The sequence below is a fragment of the Streptomyces sp. WZ-12 genome (assembly GCF_028898845.1).
Taxonomy (GTDB): Bacteria; Actinomycetota; Actinomycetes; order Streptomycetales; family Streptomycetaceae; genus Streptomyces.
The window spans coordinates 5,609,911-5,633,109 of record NZ_CP118574.1 but is presented as its reverse complement, the minus strand read 5'-3'; the positions used below and the strand labels follow the sequence as shown (position 1 = coordinate 5,633,109).

Annotated in this window: 25 protein-coding genes and 1 tRNA gene; 12 read left to right on the top strand and 14 right to left on the bottom strand. The window is 72.6% G+C overall.

Annotation, left to right across the window (positions count from 1 at the left end; translation table 11 throughout):
• Positions 1 to 350 precede the first annotated feature (350 nt).
• On the top strand, positions 351 to 656 hold the full coding sequence (locus tag PV796_RS24365; protein ID WP_274915502.1) for a hypothetical protein: 306 nt from the start codon (positions 351 to 353) through the stop codon (positions 654 to 656).
• A 21-nt stretch (positions 657 to 677) separates the two neighbouring features.
• On the opposite strand, the gene PV796_RS24360 is transcribed toward PV796_RS24365, so the two are convergent.
• Both PV796_RS24360 and PV796_RS24355 read right to left on the bottom strand, forming a co-directional pair.
• Positions 678 to 1,403 (bottom strand): RDD family protein, encoded by a 726-nt coding sequence (locus PV796_RS24360; protein WP_274915501.1) that lies wholly within the window; start codon positions 1,401 to 1,403, stop codon positions 678 to 680.
• Positions 1,404 to 1,507: 104 nt separating this feature from the next.
• Positions 1,508 to 2,932, bottom strand: coding sequence for an RDD family protein (locus tag PV796_RS24355; protein WP_274915500.1), 1,425 nt, complete (start codon positions 2,930 to 2,932; stop codon positions 1,508 to 1,510).
• Between the two features lie 253 nt (positions 2,933 to 3,185).
• Between PV796_RS24355 and PV796_RS24350 the strand changes: the two genes are divergently transcribed.
• Positions 3,186 to 3,662 (top strand): SsgA family sporulation/cell division regulator, encoded by a 477-nt coding sequence (locus PV796_RS24350; protein WP_274915499.1) that lies wholly within the window; start codon positions 3,186 to 3,188, stop codon positions 3,660 to 3,662.
• Positions 3,663 to 3,710: 48 nt separating this feature from the next.
• Here PV796_RS24350 and PV796_RS24345 read toward each other — a convergent pair whose 3' ends face one another.
• Positions 3,711 to 5,195, bottom strand: a complete 1,485-nt coding sequence (locus PV796_RS24345) for a dihydrolipoyl dehydrogenase family protein (RefSeq protein WP_274915498.1) — start codon at positions 5,193 to 5,195, stop codon at positions 3,711 to 3,713.
• A 79-nt stretch (positions 5,196 to 5,274) separates the two neighbouring features.
• On the bottom strand, positions 5,275 to 5,565 hold the full coding sequence (locus PV796_RS24340) for a hypothetical protein (protein WP_274915497.1): 291 nt from the start codon (positions 5,563 to 5,565) through the stop codon (positions 5,275 to 5,277).
• Between the two features lie 447 nt (positions 5,566 to 6,012).
• Here PV796_RS24340 and PV796_RS24335 point away from each other — a divergent pair, with 447 nt between their 5' ends.
• A complete protein-coding gene (locus PV796_RS24335; protein ID WP_274915496.1) occupies positions 6,013 to 6,426 on the top strand; it encodes a hypothetical protein in 414 nt (137 codons plus the stop codon).
• A 51-nt stretch (positions 6,427 to 6,477) separates the two neighbouring features.
• Here the strand turns inward: PV796_RS24335 and PV796_RS24330 are convergent, their stop codons facing one another.
• From PV796_RS24330 to PV796_RS24320, 3 genes are read right to left on the bottom strand one after another with little or no spacing between them, the layout of a single operon-like run.
• A complete protein-coding gene (locus tag PV796_RS24330; RefSeq protein ID WP_274915495.1) occupies positions 6,478 to 6,687 on the bottom strand; it encodes a DUF397 domain-containing protein in 210 nt (69 codons plus the stop codon).
• A 54-nt stretch (positions 6,688 to 6,741) separates the two neighbouring features.
• Positions 6,742 to 6,864 (bottom strand): DUF397 domain-containing protein, encoded by a 123-nt coding sequence (locus PV796_RS24325; RefSeq protein ID WP_274915494.1) that lies wholly within the window; start codon positions 6,862 to 6,864, stop codon positions 6,742 to 6,744.
• A complete protein-coding gene (locus PV796_RS24320) occupies positions 6,827 to 7,771 on the bottom strand; it encodes a helix-turn-helix domain-containing protein (RefSeq protein WP_274915493.1) in 945 nt (314 codons plus the stop codon). The genes PV796_RS24325 and PV796_RS24320 overlap by 38 nt, the downstream gene beginning before the upstream one ends.
• A 187-nt stretch (positions 7,772 to 7,958) precedes the next feature.
• On the opposite strand from PV796_RS24320, the gene PV796_RS24315 reads away from it, so the two are divergent.
• Positions 7,959 to 8,291: a hypothetical protein gene (locus PV796_RS24315; RefSeq protein ID WP_274915492.1), complete on the top strand. Its 333-nt coding sequence runs from the start codon at positions 7,959 to 7,961 to the stop codon at positions 8,289 to 8,291.
• The gene (locus PV796_RS24310) at positions 8,288 to 8,647 is read left to right on the top strand and encodes a hypothetical protein (protein ID WP_274915491.1); all 360 of its coding nucleotides are present in this window, start codon (positions 8,288 to 8,290) and stop codon (positions 8,645 to 8,647) included. The genes PV796_RS24315 and PV796_RS24310 overlap by 4 nt, the downstream gene beginning before the upstream one ends.
• Before the next feature lie 181 nt (positions 8,648 to 8,828).
• Here PV796_RS24310 and PV796_RS24305 read toward each other — a convergent pair whose 3' ends face one another.
• Both PV796_RS24305 and hppD read right to left on the bottom strand, forming a co-directional pair.
• Complete coding sequence (locus PV796_RS24305; protein WP_274915489.1) at positions 8,829 to 10,193, bottom strand: FAD-binding oxidoreductase; 1,365 nt, start codon at positions 10,191 to 10,193, stop codon at positions 8,829 to 8,831.
• A gap of 100 nt (positions 10,194 to 10,293) precedes the next feature.
• Positions 10,294 to 11,451 (bottom strand): 4-hydroxyphenylpyruvate dioxygenase, encoded by a 1,158-nt coding sequence (gene hppD / locus PV796_RS24300; RefSeq protein WP_274915488.1) that lies wholly within the window; start codon positions 11,449 to 11,451, stop codon positions 10,294 to 10,296.
• A gap of 129 nt (positions 11,452 to 11,580) precedes the next feature.
• Between hppD and PV796_RS24295 the strand changes: the two genes are divergently transcribed.
• The 6 genes from PV796_RS24295 to PV796_RS24270 all read left to right on the top strand — a co-directional run bounded on the left by PV796_RS24295 (position 11,581) and on the right by PV796_RS24270 (position 16,501).
• Positions 11,581 to 12,048 (top strand): Lrp/AsnC family transcriptional regulator, encoded by a 468-nt coding sequence (locus tag PV796_RS24295; RefSeq protein WP_274915487.1) that lies wholly within the window; start codon positions 11,581 to 11,583, stop codon positions 12,046 to 12,048.
• Positions 12,049 to 12,143: 95 nt separating this feature from the next.
• Positions 12,144 to 12,791, top strand: coding sequence for an ABC transporter permease (locus PV796_RS24290; protein ID WP_274915486.1), 648 nt, complete (start codon positions 12,144 to 12,146; stop codon positions 12,789 to 12,791).
• Positions 12,784 to 14,085: a betaine/proline/choline family ABC transporter ATP-binding protein gene (locus PV796_RS24285; protein ID WP_274915485.1), complete on the top strand. Its 1,302-nt coding sequence runs from the start codon at positions 12,784 to 12,786 to the stop codon at positions 14,083 to 14,085. The genes PV796_RS24290 and PV796_RS24285 overlap by 8 nt, the downstream gene beginning before the upstream one ends.
• Complete coding sequence (locus PV796_RS24280) at positions 14,082 to 14,966, top strand: ABC transporter permease (protein ID WP_446750626.1); 885 nt, start codon at positions 14,082 to 14,084, stop codon at positions 14,964 to 14,966. The genes PV796_RS24285 and PV796_RS24280 overlap by 4 nt, the downstream gene beginning before the upstream one ends.
• An 83-nt stretch (positions 14,967 to 15,049) precedes the next feature.
• A complete protein-coding gene (locus PV796_RS24275; RefSeq protein WP_274919213.1) occupies positions 15,050 to 15,946 on the top strand; it encodes a glycine betaine ABC transporter substrate-binding protein in 897 nt (298 codons plus the stop codon).
• A gap of 132 nt (positions 15,947 to 16,078) precedes the next feature.
• Positions 16,079 to 16,501 (top strand): hypothetical protein, encoded by a 423-nt coding sequence (locus PV796_RS24270; RefSeq protein WP_274915484.1) that lies wholly within the window; start codon positions 16,079 to 16,081, stop codon positions 16,499 to 16,501.
• Positions 16,502 to 16,527: 26 nt separating this feature from the next.
• On the opposite strand, the gene PV796_RS24265 is transcribed toward PV796_RS24270, so the two are convergent.
• The 4 genes from PV796_RS24265 to PV796_RS24250 form a co-directional block, all read right to left on the bottom strand.
• Complete coding sequence (locus tag PV796_RS24265) at positions 16,528 to 17,316, bottom strand: S16 family serine protease (protein ID WP_274915483.1); 789 nt, start codon at positions 17,314 to 17,316, stop codon at positions 16,528 to 16,530.
• A gap of 112 nt (positions 17,317 to 17,428) precedes the next feature.
• Positions 17,429 to 18,070 (bottom strand): IclR family transcriptional regulator, encoded by a 642-nt coding sequence (locus PV796_RS24260; protein WP_274915482.1) that lies wholly within the window; start codon positions 18,068 to 18,070, stop codon positions 17,429 to 17,431.
• Between the two features lie 390 nt (positions 18,071 to 18,460).
• Positions 18,461 to 20,254 carry a DEAD/DEAH box helicase gene (locus PV796_RS24255; RefSeq protein ID WP_274915481.1) on the bottom strand — a complete coding sequence of 598 codons (1,794 nt, stop codon included), beginning with the start codon at positions 20,252 to 20,254 and terminating at the stop codon, positions 18,461 to 18,463.
• A 176-nt stretch (positions 20,255 to 20,430) separates the two neighbouring features.
• On the bottom strand, positions 20,431 to 21,957 hold the full coding sequence (locus PV796_RS24250) for an MFS transporter (RefSeq protein WP_274915480.1): 1,527 nt from the start codon (positions 21,955 to 21,957) through the stop codon (positions 20,431 to 20,433).
• A 211-nt stretch (positions 21,958 to 22,168) separates the two neighbouring features.
• On the opposite strand from PV796_RS24250, the gene PV796_RS24245 reads away from it, so the two are divergent.
• A tRNA-Cys gene (locus PV796_RS24245) sits at positions 22,169 to 22,243 on the top strand.
• Positions 22,244 to 22,316: 73 nt separating this feature from the next.
• On the opposite strand, the gene PV796_RS24240 is transcribed toward PV796_RS24245, so the two are convergent.
• On the bottom strand, positions 22,317 to 22,754 hold the full coding sequence (locus tag PV796_RS24240) for a hypothetical protein (protein WP_274915478.1): 438 nt from the start codon (positions 22,752 to 22,754) through the stop codon (positions 22,317 to 22,319).
• Positions 22,755 to 23,199: the final 445 nt, after the last annotated feature.

The following is a 23,199-nucleotide window of genomic DNA, read 5'->3' as shown; positions in this document are numbered from 1 at the left end:
TGACGTGTGTGCGAGCGCCCAAGTACGTTATCCGGCTCGCTTTTCACAGTTAACGGACAGCGGATGCACAGATTCCGGATGATGCGCCGGACGGCCGGCCACTCCAGAGGGATATGCCCGACGGGCATGCGCCCCCGCCGCCAACAGGCCGGACGCCGCGCCGGGCGTTCCGTCACACCGCTCCGCCACCGTCCCGTGCGCCCCCGTGCTCCGGGCCGGTGGGTTAGGCCACGCTTACCCGCCGTTCCGCTCGGGCACAAGGAACCGTAGGCTCGCCCGTTGGCACACCGTCGCTCGCCCGACGCCCACAACTACCCTTCTGTCGCCCCTTTTTGAGGACGGAATCCGCCATGCCTCGTCCGACCGCCACCCAGCTCGTCTACGGTTCGGCCACCGTCTTCCTCTCCACCCTCGCGATGCTGCTGCTCTCGCAGACGCAGACCGGGATCGGGGTCGCGGTCATCGCACTGGCCGGCCTCGGGCTGGGGCTGCTGGTCGCGATGACGGTGCCGATGCCGGGGATGTCGCGGGTGGTGCGCCGGGGCGGCGCCAAGGCCCCGGCCCGCGACCGGGCCCCGCTGCGGGCCGTGCCGACCGCGGGCGGGCGGCTGCCGCGACAGCGGACCGGCGCCCGGGTCGGCGGGCGCACCCGCTGAGCCCCCGACGGACCCTCACCCTCAGTCCGTGGCCACCACCACGGTCCGGGCCGCCTTGTCGTGCAGGCACTGCTGGTACGGCTTGTCCCAGGTGCACCACAACACGTTGATCAGCCAGAAGATGAAGCCGCAGCAGGGGATGATCTCCGGCAGGGTGTAGACCGCGGCCCGGGTCCACCCGGCCACCGGCGTCGGGATGGCGCCGTCGGCGAGCATCGCGACGCGGATCCGCATCGCCATCTTGCCGACCGTCTGGCCGCGGGCGGTCAGCATCAGCCCCTCGTAGATCAGGTAGACCAGCATCGTCACGCCGGACACCGTCGCCTGCTTGCTGGTCTCCACGTTGCTGGTGCTGAAGTAGTCCACCCAGCCGACGATCGCGTTCATGATCAGGGTGACCGGGACGCCGATGAGGATCGCGTCGATGATCCGGGCCAGGAGGCGCTTGCCGCGGTGGGCCAACGGCGGCATCCCCGCCAGGGGGTCGGCCCCGTACTCCCCCGCGCCGTAGGGGCCGCCCGCCGAGGGGCCGCCGTAGGGGCCGCCCCCGTAGGACGGTGGCGGTCCTGCTCCCGGGGGCGGCGGGCCTCCGGGGGGTGGGGGGCCGCCCGGTGGCGGGGTGCCGGCGCCCTCGCCCGGGCCGGCGTCGTGCGGGGCTCCGCCCGCGCCGGGCTCGGGCGGCTGCTTCTGGAACGGGTCGTTCTCCGGCGGTTCGCCGGGGCCGGGGCGGGGCTGGTCGGTGCTCATGGCCCGAGTCGACCGCCTGCGGCCGGGCGTCGCATCCGCCGGCGTCCGATCGGGGTACCCGGGCCGTCAGGGCGGGTGACGGCCCGGGAACGCGGGGGTGACGGTCAGTCGGACGCCCGGTCGGCGGCGACGAAGGTGCGGGCCACCTTGTCGTGCCAGCACTGCCGCCAGGGCTTGTCGACCAGGCACCACAGGGCGTTGACGACGCCGACCACCGCGACGCCGAGCACGCCGTAGACCAGCCAGCGCTTGACGGCCTGCATCGGCTCCGGGGTGTCGTGGCTCTCGATGTCCAACACCCGCACGCCGCACAGCTTCTTGCCGAGCGTGCGGCCCCACTTGAGGGTCGGCAGCACCTCGTAGAGGCCGCCGCCGATCAGGACGACGGCCAGGATCGTCAGGAAGACGGGGGCGGTGGTGCCGTCGACCAGATAGACCGTCACTTGATGGCCGGACTGCCTGGCCGCCTCGACCTTGGCGTCGAGGTGGTCGGTGACCGTGGACCACAGCGGCTGCGCCACCGCGAGGGCGACCACGGCCAGCACCAGGGTGTCGATCAGCCGGGCCGCCAACCGCCGCCCCAGCGCGGCCGGATGGCCCTGCGCGGCCTGCGCGGCGGCGAAGAAGACGTCGGCGGTCGGCGGCTTCCAGGGGATGACGCCGTCGTCGCCGGCGGGGCCGCCCTGCGGCGGCGGGCCGGGCGCGGGCGCCGGGGTGGCCGGGGGCTGCTGGGCGGCCGGCGGACGGGGTGCCTGGGGGCCCTGCGGGGCCGGCGCCCCGGTGGACGGCAGGGATTGCGGTGCGCCGCCGGCCTGGGGCTGCTTGCCCACCGACGGGAGCCGGAAGGCCATCGTCTCGTTCTTGGCGGCGGGCCGGGGGCCCTCGGCGGCCTCCGGGCGGACCGCGCGGAAGGCGGTGGTGCCCTGGTCAGCGGCGGGTGCCTGGCCGGGCCGGACGGCGCGGAACGCGGTGGTCCCCTGGTCGCCGGAGCCGCGGCCGGCCGCCGGGGCGCCGGTGCGGAACGCGACCGTCCCGTCGGCCGGGACGTCCGCCGGGAGCGCGGCCGCGCCGGCGCCCGCGGCCTCCTCGGGCTCCGCGGCGCGCTGCGGCGGGAGCCCGGCCCCGGGACCGCCGGCCTGGGCGCCCGCGGGGGCCTGCCCGGCCGGGCCCCAGGAGATTCGGCCGTCCTCGCCGAAGCCGGCCTGCCGGGAGGCGTCGGCGTGCCAAGAGGGCGCCCCGTCCTGGCCGGTGCCGGCGGCCCCGGGCGGCGTCGCGGCACCGGGACCGGTCGCCGCCGCGTCGTCCAGGAAGACCGGGCCGGTCTCCTCGACGGCGGCCGGCGCGGGCGTCACCGGGGCCACGCCGGGCGGCGGCGCCGGCATCGGCTCGCCCTCGGCAGGGGCCGGACGGCTGGTGCCCGGGACCCACGCGGCGCCGTTCCAGTAGCGGATGTAGCCGGGGATGGACGGGTCCGGGTAGAAGCCTGGCGTGGGGTTGCCGCCGGCGGATCCTGCGGTGGGGGAGCTCATGTCCGAAGTCCCGTATCTGTTCTCGGCTTGGTGAATGTCGGGGGCAGTCTGCCGCAACGCGGCGCCCATATCCATCGGGCCCCGCGTCGTAACCGTGTTCCTCCCCTGCCCCGACAGCCGCCGCGGAAGCGGGAGATGGGCGCGGAAAAAAATTTCTCCGAAGTCGTGTAAGAGTCCGGCCGCCGGCCGCTCTCTCCTTGCGCGGGCCCGCACACGGACCCGCGCGAGGAAGTTCGGAGAGAGGCGGAAAGCAATGAACACAGTGGTGGAACGAGAGTTGGAACTGGGCCTGGTGCTGTCGCCGGAGCGCTCCATCCCGGTCCCGGCGCGACTGACGTACCGGACCGATGACCCCTATGCCGTCCACATCGCCTTCCACGTCGGGTCGGACTGCCCCGTCCACTGGACGTTCGCCCGGGAGTTGCTCGTCGAGGGCGTCTTCCGACCGTCCGGCGAGGGCGACGTCCGGGTCTGGCCGACGAAGCTGAACGGTCGCAGCCTGGTCTGCATGGCGCTCACCTCGCCCGACGGGGACGCCCTGTTGGAGGCGCCGGCCGCCGCGGTGTCGGCCTGGTTGGAGCGCACCCTGCGGATCGTCCCGCCGGGCACGGAGAGCACCCACCTAGGCATCGACAAAGGGCTGAACGCGCTGCTCGCCCTGACGTCCCGGGACGACGCCGGTCCGGGCGGCGCCTGGCCGTCGGACGAATCACCCGAACCGGGGGCGTGAGCGGTGGCCCCCCGTCCCTTCCCACCGAGCGCCCGCCGCGCCGGGGAGTTACGCCCCCTCGTCGCGGTACGCCTCCAGCAGCCGCAGCCACACCTCGCTGATCGTCGGGTAGGCGGGAACCGCGTGCCAGAGGCGTTCCACGGGCACCTCACCGGCGACCGCGACGGTCGCCGCGTGCAGCAGTTCACCGACCCCGGGACCGACGAAGGTGGCGCCCAGCAGCACCTCCCGGTCCAGGTCGACGACCATCCGGGCCCGGCCGCGGTAGCCGTCGGCGTACAGGGACGCCCCGGCCACCGCGCCCAGGTCGTGGTCGACGACCCGGACCCGGTGGCCGGCGCGCTCCGCCTCCGCCGCGGTCAGGCCCACCGAGGCGGCCTCGGGGTCGGTGAAGACGACCTGCGGGACGGCGTGCCGGTCCGCGCTGGCGGTGTGCGCGCCCCAGCGGTCGGTCTCCAGCAGCGGGACCCCGCGGGCCCGGGCGGCGATCGCGGCGCCGGCGATCCGGGCCTGGTACTTGCCCTGATGGGTGAGGAGGGCACGGTGGTTGACGTCGCCGGCGCCGTAGAGCCAGCCGCCGGGCACGCCGGTCACCCGCAGGGTGTCGTCCACCTCCAGCCAACCGCCCGGCGTCAGGCCGACGGTCTCCAACCCCAGGTCCTCCGTACGCGGCGCCCGCCCCGTGGCGATCAACAACTCGTCGGCGACGATCTCCCCGCCCCCCGCGCCGTCCAGCAGCACGGTGACCGGCCCGCCCGGCGCCTCCCGGCGCACCTCGCGCACCTCCACCCCGGTCCGCAGGAACACCCCCGCCTCGGCGAGCGCCTCCGCGACCAGGTGGCCCGCGAACGGTTCCATACGGGGCAACAGCCCGTCCCCGCGCACCAGGAGCGTCACCGAGGCCCCCAACGCCCGCCAGGCGGTGGCCATTTCGACGCCCACCACGCCACCACCGACGATCACCAGCCGCCCCGGCACGCTCCCGGAGCTGGTGGCGTCGCGGCTCGTCCACGGCTTCGCCTCGACCAACCCGGGCACGTCCGGCAGCACCGGGCGGCTGCCGGTGCACACCGCGACCGCGTGCCGCGCGTGCAGCGTCCGCCCGCCGTCGACGACCACCTTGCGCGGCCCGGCGAGCCGTCCCCGGCCGCGCACCAGGTCGATGCCGGCCCCGTCCAGCCAGCGGACCTGCCCGTCGTCCTTCCAGTACGAGGCGAACGCGTCACGGTGGGCGAGCACGGCCGGCGCGTCCAGCGGCCCGTCGACCGCCTCCGGCACCCCCGGCACCCGGCGCGCCTCGGACCGCGCCACCACCGGCCGCAGCAGCGCCTTACTGGGCATGCACGCCCAGTACGAGCACTCCCCGCCCACGAGTTCGTGCTCCACCAGCACCGCGCTCAGACCGGCGGCGTGCACCCGGTCGGCGAGGTTCTCGCCGGTCGGCCCGCCGCCCAACACGATGACGTCGTAGAGGTCCTCGTACCCGTCGCTTGAGGCTTTCGCATCCGCTCGGGTCGTTCCGTTCGCTGACATCGGCGCTCGCTCCCTGCTGCGCATGGATGGGCCGGGCCACGTCCCGGGCCCTCCCGGCCATCGTCGGCCCGTCGCGGCCTCACCGCATCCGGCGCTCGACCGCTTCCTTGGCCTCCGCCAGCCCCGCGCCGGTCGCCTCCCGGTACACCTTGATCGCGTGGATCGTCTTCCCCTCGGCGAGCAACGCGTCCACTTCGGCCATGCGCGGCTCCGCCGGCTCCGCCACCTCCAGGTGCGCCATCAGCAGATCCACCTTCTGCTCCAGCCGCGCCAACCGCCGCTCCAAGGGCTTGGTACGGCGGTCGAAGGAGGTCGCGAGCACGGCGACGGCCAGCACCAAGACGGCCAGGGCGGAGAGTGTGGTGTCCATGGCAGAAGCCTAGGCGGCCCGGGCGGGACGGGTGTGCACGGCCTTCCCCGAGCCGTCCGCGGGGTTCCGAAAACCGCCCGGGCGGCGACCGCGTGACCGCACGCCGACGCCCCCAACGGCGGTCGCCGGAGCGCGCATCGGGGGCGTGCGCGGGCCCGCGCCGCACTTTCACCACCGCGGGTGGCGTAGCCACGCCAACGGGTGACGACGACGGGAGCCACTGGCGGGTCGGGGGCGCGGTTGGGTGCACTCATCTACGGCCGCGCCCGCCCCGGCTCACCGGATGCGGGCGCGCCCCGGAACGCAACGCCGTTGCGACGACGGGCACTTGCCCGCGCCGCGCGACCCCGGCGGACGAGCCCCGGCGCGAAGAGCGCGCCCCTCGTGGCGTTCCGGTACGTCCCGTGTTCCACGTTCCACCACACCACCACACCAGGAGGACTTGGCATGAAGGCACGACGGGTCTGGACGACGGCGGGCCGGCTGACGGCGGCCGTCGCGGGAGTGCTCGCGCTGGCCGGCGCGGTGCCGGCGACCGCGAGCGCCGCACAGCCGCAGCAGGAACCGGTGCCCCTCTACCGGTGCGTGCTACTGGAGACCCACGACCTGCCCCACGCCGTGGGCCACCATTGCGAGGCGTTCAACAGCGCCCCGCACGAGGGCCCCATCTACGGACCCTTCGTCATCGAGAGCCCACGCGAGGCGGTGGTCTGCGAGGCGTCCCGCCCGTCCTCCGGCTTCGCCCAACTGCCGGACCGGGTCGACGGCCGCCAATGTCACGGCATCGAACGCCCGGGCTATCCCGGCGAGTTCCCCCAGTCACCCCAGTCACCCCAGTCACCGGGGTCGCTTCAGGGATGACCTGACGGTCTCGGCGTAGCGAGGGGGACGGCGGGTGACCCGCCGTCCCCCTCAGCCGGTGAACGCGCCGCCCTTGACCGCGGCGACGAACGAGGCCCAACCGAGCGCCGGGAAACGCAACTCCGGCCCCTGCGGGACCTTGCTGTCACGAACGGGGACGACTCCGGGGGAGCCGGGGGCCGCCTCGACGCAGTTGCCGCCGTTGTCGTCGCTGTAGCTGCTCTTGATCCAGGTCGTGGAGTTCAACTCGTGCGCGTCCATGGCGCGATGCCCTTCCCTCTGGGGTGCCGCAGCCGCTTACCGACTCTCAGGCGGTCAACTTCCCGCCTTTACCGCCGAGATGAAGGCCGACCAGCCACCCGCCGAAACCATCAGCATGGGACCGCTCGGGTCCTTCGAATCACGAACGGGGACGACGCCGGGGAAACCGGGGGCCACCTCGATGCAGTTGCCGCCGTTGGCGCCGCTGTAGCTGCTCTTGATCCACGTCGCCGTGCTGAGGCCGTTCCTGTCCATGATGCCCGTACCCTTCCAATGCTTCGCTGATCAGCGAAGCAGACTCCCGAGCAGACAGGGCGTCCGCCCTGAGCACATCATAGGTCTGACTGTGGCGCGCGTAGACGGCCGGATCGTCGTTGAAATGGCCGCTGTTCAGCGATTCCGAGTAGACCCACTCGCGCCCGTCGGGCAGCTTGATCAGCGACATCGACGTGTCGGGGCGGACAAGTTCGGCGAGATGGGCCGGGGCGACCTGTACGCGGATATTGGGCCGCCGCCCCACGGCGAGCAGATGCGCGCACTGGTCACGCATGACGGCTGAACTCCCCACCACGTTGCGCAGGCAGCTTTCGTCGAGGACCGCAACGTACAGCGGGCCATCCTCGGCCAGGAATCGTTGCTGTCGGCTCAGTCGCGCTCGTACGCGCTCTTCCACGTCCTCACCGCTGGCGACGCGGGAGAACAACGCCCGTGCGTAGTCCTCCGTTTGAAGCAGACCAGGCACGACCTGGTTCTGGTACTCGCGCAGGGCGACCGCCACCGCATCCATATCGGCCCGACGCTGGAACCAATCAGGATGCCCCACCTCCGGATACCAGTCGATCTTCCCCCACATCTTCAGCAAGACCCCGCCCGTGGCGAGGAGTTCGTCGCACTTCTTGGCGAAGGTGCCGTGCGGGACGCGGGTGCCCGCCTCGACACGCGCCACCTGCGACCGGTCGCACGGGATCTTCCCCGCCAGTTCCTGCTGGGTGAGCCCCGCCGCCTCCCGGTAGTGCCGCAACACCTCCCCGAACACGGCGGCGTTGGTGGCGGCCGTTCCCCCCGTGGCATTGCGTCGACTCACGCTTCCCCCTTCGTGACAGTAGGCGAGTGGCACGCGCCGGGCATTACACCCCGGGACTCCGCAGAGCAACGCTGCACCTACCCAACGTAACGGGTCGAGGGCGGCGCGACCTGCCGTTCACGCAAGACCCCCGCGACCGTGCGACCGGTCCGGGGGCGTGGCCACCAACTACACCGGAGTTGACGACATGACGCACCGTATCGCGAGCCTGTTCCTGCCGCTGCTGCGGCTGTTACTTCCGGCCGCCGGGCGGCACCGGGCGGACGGGACCCCCGCCGTCGCCGCGCACCGCATCGACGCGCCGCGGCCCGTCCCGCCGCTGCGCTCCCCCGCCCGGCCGCCGACGCTCCTCCGCGGCGAGGACAGCCCGCTCGTCCGCCCGTACGTCCTCGGCGTCGAGGAACGCCAGGGGCTGCGGCGCGGGCGCCGAAGGGCGCTGTGGCTGGCCGTGCACGGCGTCGACGTCGACCCGCTCCGCCTCCACGGGGCGCGCGCCCGGGGCATGGAGGTCGCCGCATGAGGGATCACGCCGACGAGGCGCCGCGGCTGCTGCCGTGGACGACCCCGGACGGGAACCCGTGCTACCTGCTCCCCGGCGACGGGACCGGGTACGTCTCCCGGCTGGCCGACCGGATGGAGGCCGAGCAGCTCGGCGCCGCCGCCGTGCTCATCGAGGAGGCGGAGCGAATCCTGACCGAGCGGCGCTGGACGCCCGGCGAACTCCAGTTGCTGACCGTAGACTTGAAGAACTCGCTGGCCGCCACCTACCGGGTCGCCACGAGCCGCGGGGCGCGGCTGCCCGTGCCGGACGACGATCACGAAGAGGACGGCCCTGGCGAGGCTCCCGAGGGCGGGGACGAACGGCGACGACCGTAGCCGTCCCGGCGCCCAGGCGGCGAGGGGCTCCACCCCTTCCGCCCCCGGCTCATCCCAACTGGGGCTGACCCGGGGGCGGATGGGCGGGCGGAAGGGGCAGGGGGCAGGGGCACGGCCCCTGGGTGGGTCCCCTAGGGGCCCGAAGCCATGGGCACGACAGGGGCGGGCGCCCCCTCGGGGCCTAGAACAGTTTGCCGGGGTTGAGGATTCCCAAGGGGTCGAAGACCGCCTTGATGCCGCGGTGCAACTCGACGCCGTCCGGGCCGAGTTCCCGGGCGAGCCAGTCCTTCTTCAGGACGCCGACGCCGTGTTCGCCGGTGATGGTGCCGCCCAGCCGGAGGCCGAGGGCCATGATGGCGTCGAACGCCTCTCGGGCGCGGCGCTCCTCGTCGGGGTCGGCGGGGTCGAAGCAGACCAGCGGGTGGGTGTTGCCGTCGCCGGCGTGCGCGCAGACGCCGATGGTCAGGTCGTGCTCCTCGGCGATGGCGGCGGCCCCCTCAAGCATCGCGGCGAGCCGCGAGCGGGGCACGCAGACGTCGTCGATGAGCATCGCGGGCTTGATCTTCTCCAGGGCCGGGAAGGTCAACCGGCGTGCCTGGAGAAGGAGTTCGGACTCGGCCGCGTCGTCGGCGGGGACGACCTGGGTGGCGCCGGCCGCCTCGCACAGCGCGCCGACCGCGGCGAGGTCGGCGGCCGGATCGGGGGTGTCGAAGGCGGCCAGCAGCAGCACCTCGGTGGTCTCCGGAAGGCCCATCTGGGCCATCGCGTTGACCGCGCGGATGCTGGTGCGGTCCATGAGCTCCAGGAGGGAGGGGGTGTGCCCCTCGGCCATGATCCGGCAGACCGCGTCGCCGGCCTCCGTCACCGACCCGAACTCGGCGACCATGGCGAGCTGTTGCGGCGGCTCGGGCTTGAGTGCCAGGGTGGCGCGGACCACGACGCCGAGGCTGCCCTCGGAGCCGACGAAGAGACGGGTGAGGTCGTAGCCGGCCACACCCTTGGCGGTGCGCCGCCCGGTCTTGATCAGCCGGCCGTCGGCCAGGACGACCTCCAGGCCGAGCACGTACTCGGCGGTGACGCCGTACTTCACGCAACACAGGCCGCCGGCGGCGGTGCCGATGTTGCCGCCGATGGTGCACGACTCCCAACTGGACGGGTCCGGCGGGTAGTAGAGGCCGTGCTCGTTGACCGCGCGGGACAGGACGGCGTTGATCACGCCCGGCTCGACGACCGCGATCCGGTCGACGGGGTCGATCTCCAGGATGCGGTCCATCTTGACCAGGGAGAGGACGATGCAGCCGTCGGTGGCGTTGGCGGCGCCGGAGACGCCGGTGCGGGCGCCCTGCGGGACGACCGGGACGCGCAGCGCGGTGGCGGTCCGCATCACGTGCTGGACCTGCTCGACGGTGCGCGGCAGGACGACCGCGGCGGGGGTCCCGGCGGCGCAGAAGTTGGCGTTGTCCCGGGCGTAGGAGTCGGTGACGTCGGGGTCGGTGAGCAGCGCGTCCTCGGGGAGCCCGGCGCGCAGGCGTTCGATGAGGTCCATGTCCGTAGCGTCGCATCCGTGGGCCGCGCACGGAAGATCGTGTTCGGCCCACGGAAGAGACGAATGCCCCCAGCCGGGGTCGGTGCCGGCCGGGCGACCGTCAGAGGTTGCCGCGGCGGTCCTGTTCGCGCTCGATGGCCTCGAAGAGGGCCTTGAAGTTGCCCTTGCCGAAGCCGAGGGAGCCGTGCCGCTCGATCATCTCGAAGAAGACGGTCGGGCGGTCCTGGACCGGCTTGGTGAAGATCTGGAGCAGGTAGCCGTCCTCGTCCCGGTCGGCGAGGATCTTCAGCTCGCGCAGCTCGTCGAGCGGGACGCGGGTCTCGCCGACCCACTCGCCGAGGGTGTCGTAGTAGGCGTCGGGAACGTTGAGGAACTCCACGCCGGCGGCCCGCATTTGACGGACCGAGGCGACGATGTCGTTGGTGGCCAGCGCGATGTGCTGGACGCCGGGGCCGCCGTAGAACTCCAGGTACTCGTCGATCTGGGACTTCTTCTTGGCGATCGCCGGCTCGTTGAGCGGGAACTTCACCTTCTTGGTGCCGTCCGCGACGACCTTGGACATCAGCGCCGAGTACTCGGTGGCGATGTCGTCGCCGACGAACTCCTTCATGTTGGTGAAGCCCATGACCTTGTTGTAGAAGGCCACCCACTCGTCCATCTTGCCGAGTTCGACGTTGCCGACGCAGTGGTCGATGGCCTGGAAGAAACGTTTCGTCGGAGCGGCGACGAGCGGCTCGGAGGCGACGAAGCCGGGGAGGTAGGGGCCGTCGTAGTCGGAACGCTCCACAAGGGTGTGCCGGGTCTGCCCGTAGGTGGCGATGGCGGCCCGGACGACCGTGCCGTGCTCGTCCTTGGTCTCGTAGGGCTCCTCCAGGCCGGTCGCGCCGTGCTCGACGGCGTAGGCGTACGCCGCCCGGACGTCCGGCACCTCGACGGCCAGGTCGATCACGCCGTCGCCGTGCGCGGCCACGTGCTCGGCCAGGAAGCGGCCCCAGTCGGTGGTCGGCTTGATCACGGAGGTGAAGACGAACCGGGCGCCGCCGGATTCCAGGACGTAGGAGGCCGTCTCGCGGTTGCCGGTCTCCGGTCCCTGGTAGGCGACGCGCTTCATGCCGAAGGCGGTGGCGTAGTAGTGGGCCGCCTGCTTGGCGTTGCCGACGGCGAAGACGACCGCGTCCATCCCCTTGACCGGGAAGGGGTCCGCCTGCCGGGCCGTGGCCGGGGTGGTGGGCTGGGTGTGCATCGTGGTGTCTGCCATGGCGGCAGAGTCCCGCCGATCCACAAGGTGCGCAATAGTTCGCGCATCTGCTGGGCATTGTGTATAGCGGTGCGCCGGTTCCGCCGGGCGTTCTGTACAGGATGACCATCGAAATCGGAGGTTTCGGCCGTGGCGATCGATCATTTGGACGGGGCGCTGCTGGAACTGCTCGCCCGTGAGCCGCGGATCGGCGTCCTGGAGGCGTCGCGCCGGCTCGGGGTGGCCCGCGGAACGGTGCAGGCACGCCTCGACCGGCTTCAGTCGAATGGCGTGATCAGGGGTTTCGGGCCGGACGTGGACCCCGCGGCGCTGGGGTATCCGGTGACCGCGTTCGCGACCCTGGAGATCAAACAGGGGCAAGGCAGCGATGTGCGGGCCCACTTGGCGGGCGTTCCGGAGGTGCTGGAGCTGCATACAACGACCGGACACGGGGACATGCTCTGCAGGCTCGTGGCACGGTCGAACGCCGATCTCCAGCGGGTGATCGACCGGGTCGTGGGCTTTGATGGCATCGTGCGGGCATCCACGGCCATCGTCATGGAAAATCCGGTTCCGCTACGGATCATCCCGTTGGTGAAACAGGCCGCGGGCGGGTGACCGGAAGGGAGTCGGCGCGCGGCGCCGACGGGTAACGGGCGGCACTCCGCCGACGGGGGCGGGTCCGGGTTGAGCGAGGGACCGAGGAGGCGAGAGTGAGCTTCTGGGAGTACGTCGGCAGCCGGCACGTCCAGTTGCTGACCGACACGTATCAGCACGCCAGCGCCGTCTTCCAGTGCATGGTGATCGCGACGGTGTTGGGCGTCGCGCTCGGTGTGGCTACCTACCGCAGCGAATGGGCCGGCGCGCTGGCCACGACGACCACCGCGACGATCCTGACCATCCCGTCCCTGGCCCTGATCGGCCTGCTGATCCCGATCGTCGGCCTCGGCGTCGCGCCGACCGTCGTGGCGCTGACCCTGTACGGGCTGCTGCCGGTGGTCCGCAACGCCATCGTGGGGCTGCGCGGGGTCGATCCGGCGCTGGTGGACGCGGCCAAGGGCATCGGGATGTCGCGGGCCGCCCGGCTCTTCAAGGTCGAACTCCCGCTGGCCTGGCCGCCGATCCTCACCGGCATCCGCGTCGCGACCCAGATGCTGATGGGCATCGCGGCCGTCGCCGCCTTCGCCTCGGGCCCCGGCCTCGGCAACGAGATCTTCCGCGGGATCGCCTCGCTGGGCAGCGCCAACGCGCTGAACCAGGTGCTCTCCGGGACGCTCGGGATCGTCGTCCTGGCCCTGCTCTTCGACGCCGGCTACGTCCTGATCGGGCGCCTGACGATATCCAGGGGGATCCGTGCCTGAGTCCTACGGGAGCGACCGCGGCGCCAAGGGCGCGCGCCCGCCCGCCTCGACGGGCGCCGCGATCCGGTTGGAGAACCTCACGAAGGTCTACCCGGGCAGCACCGCCCCGGCGGTGGAGGACGTCAGCATGGAGATCGGGGCCGGCGAGACGGTGGTCTTCGTCGGGCCGTCCGGCTGCGGCAAGTCCACCACGCTGAAGATGATCAATCGGCTGATCGAGCCGACGTCGGGGCGGATACGCATCGGCGACGAGGACGTCACGGGCATCGACCCGGTCCGGCTGCGCCGCAAGGTCGGCTATGCCATCCAGGCGTCCGGGCTCTTCCCGCACATGACCGTGGCGCAGAACATCGCGCTGGTGCCGAAGATGACCGGTTGGTCGGCGGCCCGGACCAGGGAGCGGGTCGAGGAGATGCTCGACCTGGTGGGCCTGGACCCGGGCGAGTTCCGGCACCGTTATCCGCGCCAGCTCTCCGGCGGCCAGCAGCAGCGGGTCGGGGTGGCCAGGGCGCTCGCCGCCGATCCGCCGGTGCTGCTGATGGACGAGCCGTTCGGCGCCGTGGACCCGATCACCCGCGACCACCTCCAGGACGAGCTGATCCGGCTCCAGCACGAGCTGCACAAGACGATCGTCTTCGTCACCCACGACTTCGACGAGGCGATCAAGCTGGGCGACCGGATCGCGGTGCTCCGCGAGCGCTCGCACATCGCCCAGTTCGACACCCCCGAGGCCATCCTCACCAACCCGGCGGACGACTTCGTCTCCGGCTTCGTGGGCGCCGGGGCGGCGCTGAAGCGGCTGAACCTGACGCGGGTGCGGGACGTGGGGGTGGTCGACTTCCCCACCGCGCAGCTCGACGACCCGCTCCAGTCGATCTTCGATCTGCTGCGGGACGGCGGCACCAACGAGGTGCTGCTGCTGGACCGCCACCGCCGCCCGTACAAGTGGCTGCGCCGCGCGGACCTCTCCCTGGCCAAGCAGTCGCTGGCCCGGGCCGGGACGCTGGTCACCGACACCGTCACCCGGGACGCGACGCTGCGCGACGCCCTGGAGGCGGTGCTGACCGACAGCGCGGGCCGGGTCGCGGTCACCGGGCGGCGCGGCGAGTACACCGGTGTCGTCGACGTGGGGACGCTGATGAACAACGTCCACGAACTGCTGGAGGCGGACCGGCTGGAGGCGCTGGAACACCAGCACCAGTTGCGGGCGTTGCGCGCCCACCGGACCCAGCGCGACCTGGAGGGCCGCAGCGGCTCGGGCGGACCCGAGGGCGGCCCCGGGAGCCGGGCGTGAGCCCGGGGGCGTCGCCGGCCGGCGGGGGCCGCAACGGGCCGCCGGAGGGCCCCGGCGGGGCGCCGCTGCCGGGCGACGCGGCGGCCGCTGAACGGGAGTTGGCCTCGGGAGCGGCGCCGAGCGGTGCCGGCGGGCCCGGTGGTCGCCGGATCGGCTGGCGGAAGTGGACGTTCATGCCGGCCTTCCTGACCGCGGCGCTGCTGACCACCTGGCTGTGGTTCCGCGGCGCGCGGCTGGACTCGATCGCCCACCAGGCCGTCGACCACGGCAAGGTGTGGCTGGCGCTGCGCCAGCATCTGCAACTGACCGCCGTCTCCACGGCGTTGGTGCTGGTGATCGCGATCCCGCTGGGCATCGCGCTGACCCGGCCGCGGCTGCGCCGGGCCGCCCCGCCGGCGATGGCGCTGGCCAACCTCGGGCAGGCGGTGCCGGCGCTGGGCCTGCTGGTGCTGCTGGTCATCTGGCTGGGTATCGGGGCCGGTTCGGCGATCGTCGGCATGGTGATCTACGCGGTGCTGCCGGTGCTGGCCAACACCATCGCCGGGCTGCGCGGCATCGACCCGACGCTGACCGAGGCGGCCCGCGGCATCGGGATGTCGCCGCTGGGCGTGCTCGTCAAGGTCGAACTTCCGCTGGCCGTCCCGCTGATCCTGGCCGGGGTGCGCACCGCGCTGGTGCTGAACGTGGGCACCGCGACGCTGGCCACGTTCGGCGGGGGCGGCGGGCTGGGCGACCTGATCTCGGCGGGGATCATCACCCAGCGGATGCCGGTGCTGGTCCTGGGGTCGGTGCTGACGGTGGCGCTGGCGCTGCTGGTCGAGTGGCTGGCGTCGCTGGCCGAACTGCTGTTGCGGCCGCGCGGGTTGGAGGTTCAGACGTGAGGGGGCGCAGGCGCCGGGGGGCCGTCGCGCTGCTGGTCATCGGGGCGCTGCTGGGGGGCTGCGGGCTGGTCAGCGGAAGTCCGATGTCGGACGACGTCATACCGGGGACGGTGGGCCGGGGGCTGCCCCTGAAGGACGCCGACCTCACCGTCACCTCCAAGGAGTTCACCGAGAACATCATCCTGGGGCAGATCATGGGGCTGGTCTTCAAGGCGGCCGGCGCCACCGTCATCGACAAGACCAACATCCAGGGCACCATCGGCGCCCGCGAGGCGGTCCGCACCGGCACCGCGGACGGGATGTACGAGTACACCGGCACCGGCTGGATCACCCACCTCGGGCACACCACGCCGATCCCGGACCCGCAGCGGCAGTGGGAGGCCGTACGCGACGCCGACCTGCGCAACGGCATCGTCTGGCTGCCGCCGTCCCGGCTGAACAACACCTACGCGCTGGCGCTGAACGCCGCCAACGAGAAGAAGTACGGGGTGCGCACCCTCTCCGACGTCGCCGCGCTGCTGAAGCGGAACCCGGGCGCGGTCACGCTGTGCGTGGAGAACGAGTTCGCCAGCCGCAACGACGGCCTGCCCGGGATGGCGAAGGCGTACGGCATGAACATCCCGCCCGGCAACATCCGGCGGATGACCGGCGGCGTGGTCTACACCGAGGCGGCGCAGGGGACGGCCTGCACCTTCGGTGAGGTCTTCACCACCGACGGCCGGATCAAGGCGATGGGGCTGATCGTGCTCAAGGACGACCGGCACTTCTTCCCCAACTACAACGCGGCGCCGGAGATCAACGCCGCGGCGCTGCGCAGCCATCCGCAGATCGCCGAGGTGCTCGCCCCGGTGACGGCCGCGCTGGACAACGCCGTCGCCCAGAAGCTCAACGCCAAGGTGGACGTCGAGGGCCAGGACCCGCACCAGGTCGCCAAGGCGTGGCTGGTGAAGGAGGGGTTCATCAAGGAGGGCGGGGGTTAGGGGCGTTCGCGGCACCCGGCCCGAAAACGGCCCACACCCCTCACGGGATCACGTAGGGTGTGCGTCACTCGAAAACGAACATGTATCGCAGTCGCGCGCCATCGCGACCGCACAGGGGGAAAGGCACGACCCATGCAGGCATCCCGCATCCGCCGCCGTCTCGCCGGCGCCGCCACCGTCGCCGCCCTGGTCGGGGCCGGCGTCCTGGCCACCGCACCGATGGCCGCGGCCAAGGCCAACCTGATCGCCATCGACAAGGTCGCGCTGGCCGCACCGGGCCTGACGGTGGACGTCACGTACTCCTGCGACCCCGGCATGAACCACCAACTGGTCGCCAACGCCGAGGAGATCACCGCCTCGAAGGCTGCCGCGCACGGGGCCGGCACGCTCAAGGTCGACAAGCTGGTCTGCGACTACGCCGACCACACCGCCCAGGTGAAGCTCAAGACGGGCTGGGGCACCTTCAGCAAGGGCCAAAAGGTGAAGGTCACGGTCTTCTACTTCGACGACGACGGCTTCCGCTACGCCGACCGGGAGACCACCGCGACCCTCTGAGCCGGCCCGCCCTCAGGGCCCCGGGCTCAGCCGGTCGTGCAACTGGGCACGTCACCGCCGGAGTTGAGGGCCTTGAGGGCGTCCACCGCGCCGCCCAGGGTGGTGACGGGGATCAACCGCATCCCCTTGGGGAGCTCGGCGCGCGCGTCGGCGCACTCCTGGCGGGGGACGAGGAAGACCGTCGCGCCGTCGCGGTGCGCGGCCTGGGTCTTGAGGGCCACCCCGCCGACCGCGCCGACCGCGCCGTCGGCGTCGATGGTGCCGGTGCCCGCGACGGTCCGGCCGCCGGTCAGGTCGTGCCCGGCGCCGTCGCCGTTCAGCTTGTCGACGATGCCCAGCGCGAACATCAGGCCGGCGCTGGGCCCGCCGATGTCGGCCAGGCTCAGGGTCACCTTGACGTCCCTAGGGGACTTCCCGAGCCGGTTCAGGGCGGCCTGGGTGGCGCTGTCCTGCGACTGCTTCATCTGCTCCGCGTTGTGCTCGGCGATCTCCTCGGTGTTGTTGCCCACCGGGTAGACCGAGTCGCGCGGCATCACCGCCTCGTCGGTGCGGAACCAGGCCCGGACCACGTCCGGCAGGTGGATGGAGGCGGCCGGCCCGGTGGCGGTGATCGAGGTCATCCGGAGCTGCCCGCCGGTGTCGCGGGTGGGGGCGCCGGAGATGGTGATCACCGGCTTGCCCTTGTCGTCGCCGAGGACGTTGGCCGTGACGCCCGGATACGCGACCGAGTACGGCAGCGGAGCCACCGCCGCGGTGACGAGGAGGGCGAGGACGAGGACGGTGCAGGCCAGCAGGGCACGGGCGCGGGAAGACACCCCGCCACCCTAATTGACCCCCGCCCCGCCCGCCCCGTGCGGCGCCGGTGCCACACGGCAGCGCCACAGGGTCACCACACGGAATCCGCGCGTCACCGCGGGCCGGGGCCCGTCAGCGCAGCGCCTCGGCGACCTCCCGGGCCGCGTCCACCACCCGCGGCCCGATCCGCTCCGCGACGCTGTCCGTCAGCATCACCACGCCGACGCTGCCCTCTATGCCGCTGACCCCCAGCAGCGGGGCCGCGGCGCCGCTGGCGCCGGCCTCCAACTCACCGTGCGTCAGGGCGAGTCCGGCGTCATGGAGGCGGCCCTGGCGGGCCTTGAGTATGGCCCGGCCGGCGGCGCCGCGGTCCAGCGGGTGACGGAAGCCGGCGCGGTAGGCGACGTGGTAGTCGGTCCAGGTCGGCTCGACCACCGCGACCGCCAGCGCCTCGGTGCCGTCGACCAGGGTGAGGTGGGCGGTGGCGCCGACGTCCTCGGCGAGCGAGCGCAGCGCGGGCAGCGCGGCCTCCCGGACCAACGGGTGGACCTGGCGGCCCAGACGCAGCACGCCGAGGCCCACCCGGGCCCGGCCGCCGGCGTCCCGGCGCACCAGGGCGTGCTGCTCCAGCGTGGCCAACAGGCGGTAGACCACGGTGCGGTTGACGCCGAGCTTGTGCGAGAGCTCGGTCACGGTCAGCCCGTGGTCGGTGTCGGCGAGAAGTTTGAGGACGCGCAGTCCCCGGTCGAGCGTCTGGGAGGTCTCCGCGGTCACGACGCCCCCTCCTGAAGTGAGTTGGCGGCGTCCGTACGTAAGGAGCGCTGCTCGTCCCGGAACAGTGCCCATGGGCCGCCGGCCGCTTTGCACCGGCTGCGCTCCGCGGCGACGCTGCCACGGGGCGTGTGCGTGAGCCGGACAGTAGCGAGCTGCTCCGCTCAGCGGAAGAGCACGTCCAGAATCCGGTCTCTGTCGCCCGGAATATCCGCTTTCGTCCGCACCGCCGTTCCTCCCGTCACTACCGTGGGCGCGCCGGTGCGCCCCGCGCGCACGCCCCGGCCGCGCGGTCCGCGGCGCGCGCCCGGACGGGTCCGCACACCAACTCCCTACGGAATCCTCACGAGAACTCCCCGGCGCGGCCGGACGATGCGCCCCCGGGCACCGCCGTCACCGCATCCGCGTGGCCCACTCCCGGACCTTGCTGATCCGCTCGTTGAGCTGCCCCGCGGTCGCCTCCGCGCTCGGCGGGCCGCCGCACACCCGGCGCAGCTCGGTGTGGATCACCCCGTGCGGCTTGCCGCTCTGGTGAACGTACGCGCCGACCAGCGTGTTGAGCTGCTTGCGGAGCTCCAGCAACTCCTTGTGCGTGACCACCGGCCGCCGCTCGGCGGGGATCTCCAGCAGGTCCGCCTCGCTGTCCGGCTTCTTCCGACTGTGCGCGATCTGCCGGGCCTGCCGCTTCTGCAGCAGCAGTTGGACCTGGTCGGGCTCCAACAGCCCCGGAATGCCCAGGTAGTCCTGCTCCTCCTCGCTGCCGGCGTGCGCCTGCATGCCGAACTCGGCGCCGTCGTAGAGCACCCGGTCGAAGACCGCCTCCGACTCCAGCGCCTCGAACGAGAACTGCTCCTGCTCCCCGGTGTCCTCGTCCTGCTCCTTGTTCGCCTCGTCCATCTCCTTCTCGGACTCGGCGTACGGGTCCTCCTCGCCGTCCTTCTTCGGCTTGTCCAGGACGTGGTCGCGCTCGACCTCCATCTCGCCCGCGAAGCCGAGCAGCATCGGGACGGTGGGCAGGAAGACGGACGCGGTCTCGCCGCGCTTGCGGGACCGCACGAAGCGGCCGACCGCCTGCGCGAAGAACAGCGGGGTGGAGATCGTGGTCGCGTAGACGCCGACCGCGAGCCGGGGGACGTCGACGCCCTCGGACACCATCCGGACCGCGACCATCCAGCGGTCGTCGGAGTGCGCGAAGTCGTCGATGCGCTGCGAGGCGCCCGTGTCGTCGGAGAGCACCAGGGTCGCGCCCTCGCCGGTGATCTCCCGGATCAGCTTGGCGTACGCCCGGGCCTGCTCCTGGTCGGAGGCGATGACCAGCGCGCCGGCGTCGGGAATGGCCTTGCGGACCTCGGTCAGCCGGCGGTCGGCGGCCCGCAGCACGTTCGGCATCCACTCGCCGCGCGGGTCCAGCGCGGTGCGCCACGCCTGGGAGACCGCGTCCTTGGTCATCGGCTCGCCCAGCCGCGCCGCGATCTCGTCGCCGGCCTTGGTGCGCCAGCGCATGTTGCCGCTGTAGGAGAGGAATATCACCGGCCGGACGACGCCGTCGGACAGCGCGTTGCCGTAGCCGTAGGTGTAGTCGGCGGACGACCGGCGGATGCCGTCGTTGCCCTCCTCGTACGACACGAACGGGATCGGGTTGGTGTCGGAGCGGAACGGGGTGCCGGTCAGCGCCAGCCGCCGGGTCGCCGGCTCGAACGCCTCCAGGCACGCCTCGCCCCACGACTTGGAGTCGCCGGCGTGGTGGATCTCGTCCAGGATGACCAGCGTCTTGCGCTGCTCGATGCGGTTGCGGTGCAGCATCGGGCGGACGCCGACGCCGGCGTAGGTGATCGCGATGCCGTGGTACTCGCGGCTCAACGGGCCGGCGCTGTACTCCGGATCGAGCTTGATCCCGATCCGGGCCGCGGCCTCCGCCCACTGCTTCTTGAGGTGCTCGGTGGGCGCGACCACCGTCACCTGCTGCACGACGTGATGGTGCAGCAGCCACGAGGCGAGGGTGAGCGCGAAGGTGGTCTTCCCGGCGCCGGGGGTGGCCACGGCGAGGAAGTCCCGGGGCTGGGTCTGGATGTACCGGTCCATGGCCGCCTGCTGCCAGGCACGCAGCTTGTTCGCGGTACCCCAAGGGGCCCGCCCCGGGAAGGCCGGGGACAGGTGATGGCTGTTGGTGGCGCTGCTGGTAGTCACGGTCTCCGTCGGCTGAGGTCGGCGATCGGCAACCGCGTCAGCCTACCGGTGCCCCGCTGGCCGCCCACCGCCGAACGCCCGCTCCCGCCCGAGGGTGGGAGGGAGGTCACATCCGGGGTCACATCCGGGGTCACACCCGGGGGTTGCGTCTCACAGCGCGTCGGGGGCGCGGGGCACTAACCCGCCCTCGGCCGCAGCCGGGTGGCGACCGCCGCGCCAGTCGCCGCGACCACCGCCATCGCCGCGAAGACCGCCAGGAACGCCGCGGGGTGGCTCACTGCGGAGGCGGTCGACGCCGCACCGGCCGCGGCGGTCGAGCCGCCGCCGAAGGCCACGAAGAGCACCCCGCTGACGCCGACGAAGGTCACATTGCCCAGCGCGTCGGACATCTGGAGCGACGAGGAGTTGCTGCCGGCCTCCTCCAGGCGGGACAGCTTCAGCAGCAGCACGCCGCCGCTGGAGATGTTCAGCCCCATCCCGAACCCGCCGATCGTCCACGCCGCGGCCACGATCCAGACCGGCACCCCGTCGATCAGCACCAGCGGCACCAGCACGATCGCCGTCGCCAACAGGGCCATGCCCAGCCCCATCAGCCGCTCCCGGTGCCGCTCCAGGCCCGGGCGGCTCTGGACGTAGGAGCCGAGCGCCCAGGTCAGTCCGCCGCCGGTGAGCGAGAGCCCGGCCAAGGTCGTGGACAACCCGCGCTGACTGACCAGCAGCAGCGGGATGAAGCTCTCGGCGGCGACCAGCGCGCCGGCCGCCAGGCCCCGCATCAGCACCACGGCCGGCAGCCCGCGGCCGGCCCGGAACGTGCCGGGCGGCAGCAGCCGCACGATGGCCGGGGCCAGCAGCGCCAACCCGACGGCGGCCGGCAGCAGCGCGGACCAGCCGATGTGCTGGCCGGCGTACTGCAACAGCGACGCCCCCACCGCGACCGCCAGCGCCAGCAGGCAGCGGCGGCTGCCGAGGATCCGCCGGAAGCCGCCGTCCGGTCCCGGCACGGTCCGCGGCAGCTTCCGCAGCGCCGGCAGCATCACCGCGAGCGGCAGGAGTATCAGCACCGGTATGGACAGGAACACCCAGCGCCAGCCGACCTGTTCGGTGATCGTCCCGGCGACCAACGGCCCGACGATCACCGGCACCACCCAGGCCGCCGAGAACGACGCCATGACCGACGGCCGCAGCCGCTCGGGATAGCCCCGGCCGACCACCACGTACAGCGACACCACCGCCAGGCCGCCGCCCAGCCCCTGGACGCCGCGCCCGGCGACGAACATGCCCATGTTCTGCGCCCCGCCCGCGACCAGCAGCCCCGCGCCGAACGCGGCGATCCCGCTGAACAACGGCGCCAGCGGCCCCCGCCGGTCGCTCCACACCCCGGCGAGCGCCATCGCGAACAGGCTGGCCGTGAAGAACGCCGAGAAGGCGAACGCGTACAGCCCGATCCCGTCGAGGGCACGGGCGGCCACCGGCATCGCGGTGTTCACCGCGCTGGCCTCGAAGGCGATCAACGAGACGACGGAGACGATCCCGAGCGTCAGCGCCCGGTGATCCCGCCCGAGAACGCCGCCCGCGGACGGCGCCCGTTCCTCGTTCCGTTCCCCGTTCCGTTCCTGGTTCCGGTGCTCGGTGGCGGGTGCGGCGGTGCTGCCCGTCGCGGCCGTGGCGGCCGCGTCTGCGGGGCTCGAAGGGTCAGCGGTCATCGGGCCAGCGTAAGGGCCGTAGAAGCACTGCGCCCCTGTCCGGAGACGGGGATCACCTAGGCCGTCGGTCTTACGCCACGAGTCGCCCCTCGGCCCGGCCGACGGTCACCACCCGTTCATGAACCACGTGTTGCAGCCTCATGGCGGCCCGCCCGCACCCCTTGTCCGACCCCCCACCCACCGGCCTAGAGTCGGGAACGCACCGCACACCGGCCGTGTGCCCGAGTGGTTCAGGGACTCGCCTGCAAAGCGAGTTACGTGGGTTCGAATCCCGCCACGGCCTCCAAGAGAACGCCCCCGCACCCGAGTTGCCCCGCCGGGGCCCGCCACCACCCCGGCAGGCCGGCCGGGCCGGCCCGTCAGCCGCACGTGGCCGGCGGGCCGGTCCAGGCTCGGTGGAGGCGGTTGATGGCGGCGATGTCGGGCAGGTCCTTCGGGCGGCGGGCCTCGTTCTTCCAGCGCCAGACGTCGCCCAGGCGCATGAAGGGGATGCCGTCGATGCGGTCGGCCTCCTCGATCAGGCGGTCGGTGGACCAGCCCGGCGTCCAGCGGTCCACGATCTCGATCGCGGCCGTGGGGTGCAGGACCCGCAGGCCGTGGCCGGACACGGTGGGCTGCGGGGCGCCTATGGTCAGGGCTCTCTGCCAGGCCGCGCCCCGGGCCAGGACGTCGAGATCGCCCATCCGCGGCCGTAACCCCCGCACATAGAGCGCGGCGGAGCCGCACACCACGTATTCGCCGCGCGGTAACTCCAGGGCCCGCAGGGCTTCGAACAGTCCATCGGTGTCAGTGAGCATCAATTCCTCCTTGAACAAAGGGAAGAGACCCGGCGCCGCGGTGGCATGAGGAGAGCCGACCGCGCAGGCGCGCGGTCGGCTCCGGTCAAACGGCCCGCGGCGGCCCCTGGACGCATCCGGGACCGCCGCGGGCGGAATGCGACGGGCCTGCGCCGTGCCGGACCGGCACCGACGACGCCCGCACTGTCTGGAGTGGTGAACTCCGTCTTCTTCACCCTCCCCCTGTTGAGTTCTCAAGGGGCAGACGCTACCTTCACCTGCTTTTCCATGGGGGTTCACCCGGTGTTCCTTTATGCAGATCGCTTCAGGTTTCCGGCGGAACTGCGGTCCCCCGCAGCCGCGTTGGCGGCCGAGCGGACGGCGCTCCGCAACGGCGGGTGCACCCAACTCCCGTTGTGGTGACGGTGGTTGCTGCCCCGCTCCCGTTGCGGCACCGGCGGTTGGC

What these genes read in the sequence shown, in the direction of transcription:
- PV796_RS24315 (WP_274915492.1), top strand. Translation starts at nt 7,959, where the DNA reads ATGACGCACCGTATCGCGAGCCTGTTCCTGCCGCTGCTGCGGCTGTTA.
- PV796_RS24310 (WP_274915491.1), top strand. Translation starts at nt 8,288, where the DNA reads ATGAGGGATCACGCCGACGAGGCGCCGCGGCTGCTGCCGTGGACGACC.
- PV796_RS24305 (WP_274915489.1), bottom strand. Translation starts at nt 10,193, where the DNA reads ATGGACCTCATCGAACGCCTGCGCGCCGGGCTCCCCGAGGACGCGCTG.
- PV796_RS24335 (WP_274915496.1), top strand. Translation starts at nt 6,013, where the DNA reads ATGAAGGCACGACGGGTCTGGACGACGGCGGGCCGGCTGACGGCGGCC.
- PV796_RS24365 (WP_274915502.1), top strand. Translation starts at nt 351, where the DNA reads ATGCCTCGTCCGACCGCCACCCAGCTCGTCTACGGTTCGGCCACCGTC.
- PV796_RS24355 (WP_274915500.1), bottom strand. Translation starts at nt 2,932, where the DNA reads ATGAGCTCCCCCACCGCAGGATCCGCCGGCGGCAACCCCACGCCAGGC.
- PV796_RS24240 (WP_274915478.1), bottom strand. Translation starts at nt 22,754, where the DNA reads ATGCTCACTGACACCGATGGACTGTTCGAAGCCCTGCGGGCCCTGGAG.
- PV796_RS24340 (WP_274915497.1), bottom strand. Translation starts at nt 5,565, where the DNA reads ATGGACACCACACTCTCCGCCCTGGCCGTCTTGGTGCTGGCCGTCGCC.
- PV796_RS24360 (WP_274915501.1), bottom strand. Translation starts at nt 1,403, where the DNA reads ATGAGCACCGACCAGCCCCGCCCCGGCCCCGGCGAACCGCCGGAGAAC.
- PV796_RS24275 (WP_274919213.1), top strand. Translation starts at nt 15,050, where the DNA reads ATGTCGGACGACGTCATACCGGGGACGGTGGGCCGGGGGCTGCCCCTG.
- PV796_RS24250 (WP_274915480.1), bottom strand. Translation starts at nt 21,957, where the DNA reads ATGACCGCTGACCCTTCGAGCCCCGCAGACGCGGCCGCCACGGCCGCG.
- PV796_RS24345 (WP_274915498.1), bottom strand. Translation starts at nt 5,195, where the DNA reads ATGTCAGCGAACGGAACGACCCGAGCGGATGCGAAAGCCTCAAGCGAC.
- PV796_RS24270 (WP_274915484.1), top strand. Translation starts at nt 16,079, where the DNA reads ATGCAGGCATCCCGCATCCGCCGCCGTCTCGCCGGCGCCGCCACCGTC.
- PV796_RS24330 (WP_274915495.1), bottom strand. Translation starts at nt 6,687, where the DNA reads ATGGACGCGCACGAGTTGAACTCCACGACCTGGATCAAGAGCAGCTAC.
- PV796_RS24350 (WP_274915499.1), top strand. Translation starts at nt 3,186, where the DNA reads ATGAACACAGTGGTGGAACGAGAGTTGGAACTGGGCCTGGTGCTGTCG.
- hppD (WP_274915488.1), bottom strand. Translation starts at nt 11,451, where the DNA reads ATGGCAGACACCACGATGCACACCCAGCCCACCACCCCGGCCACGGCC.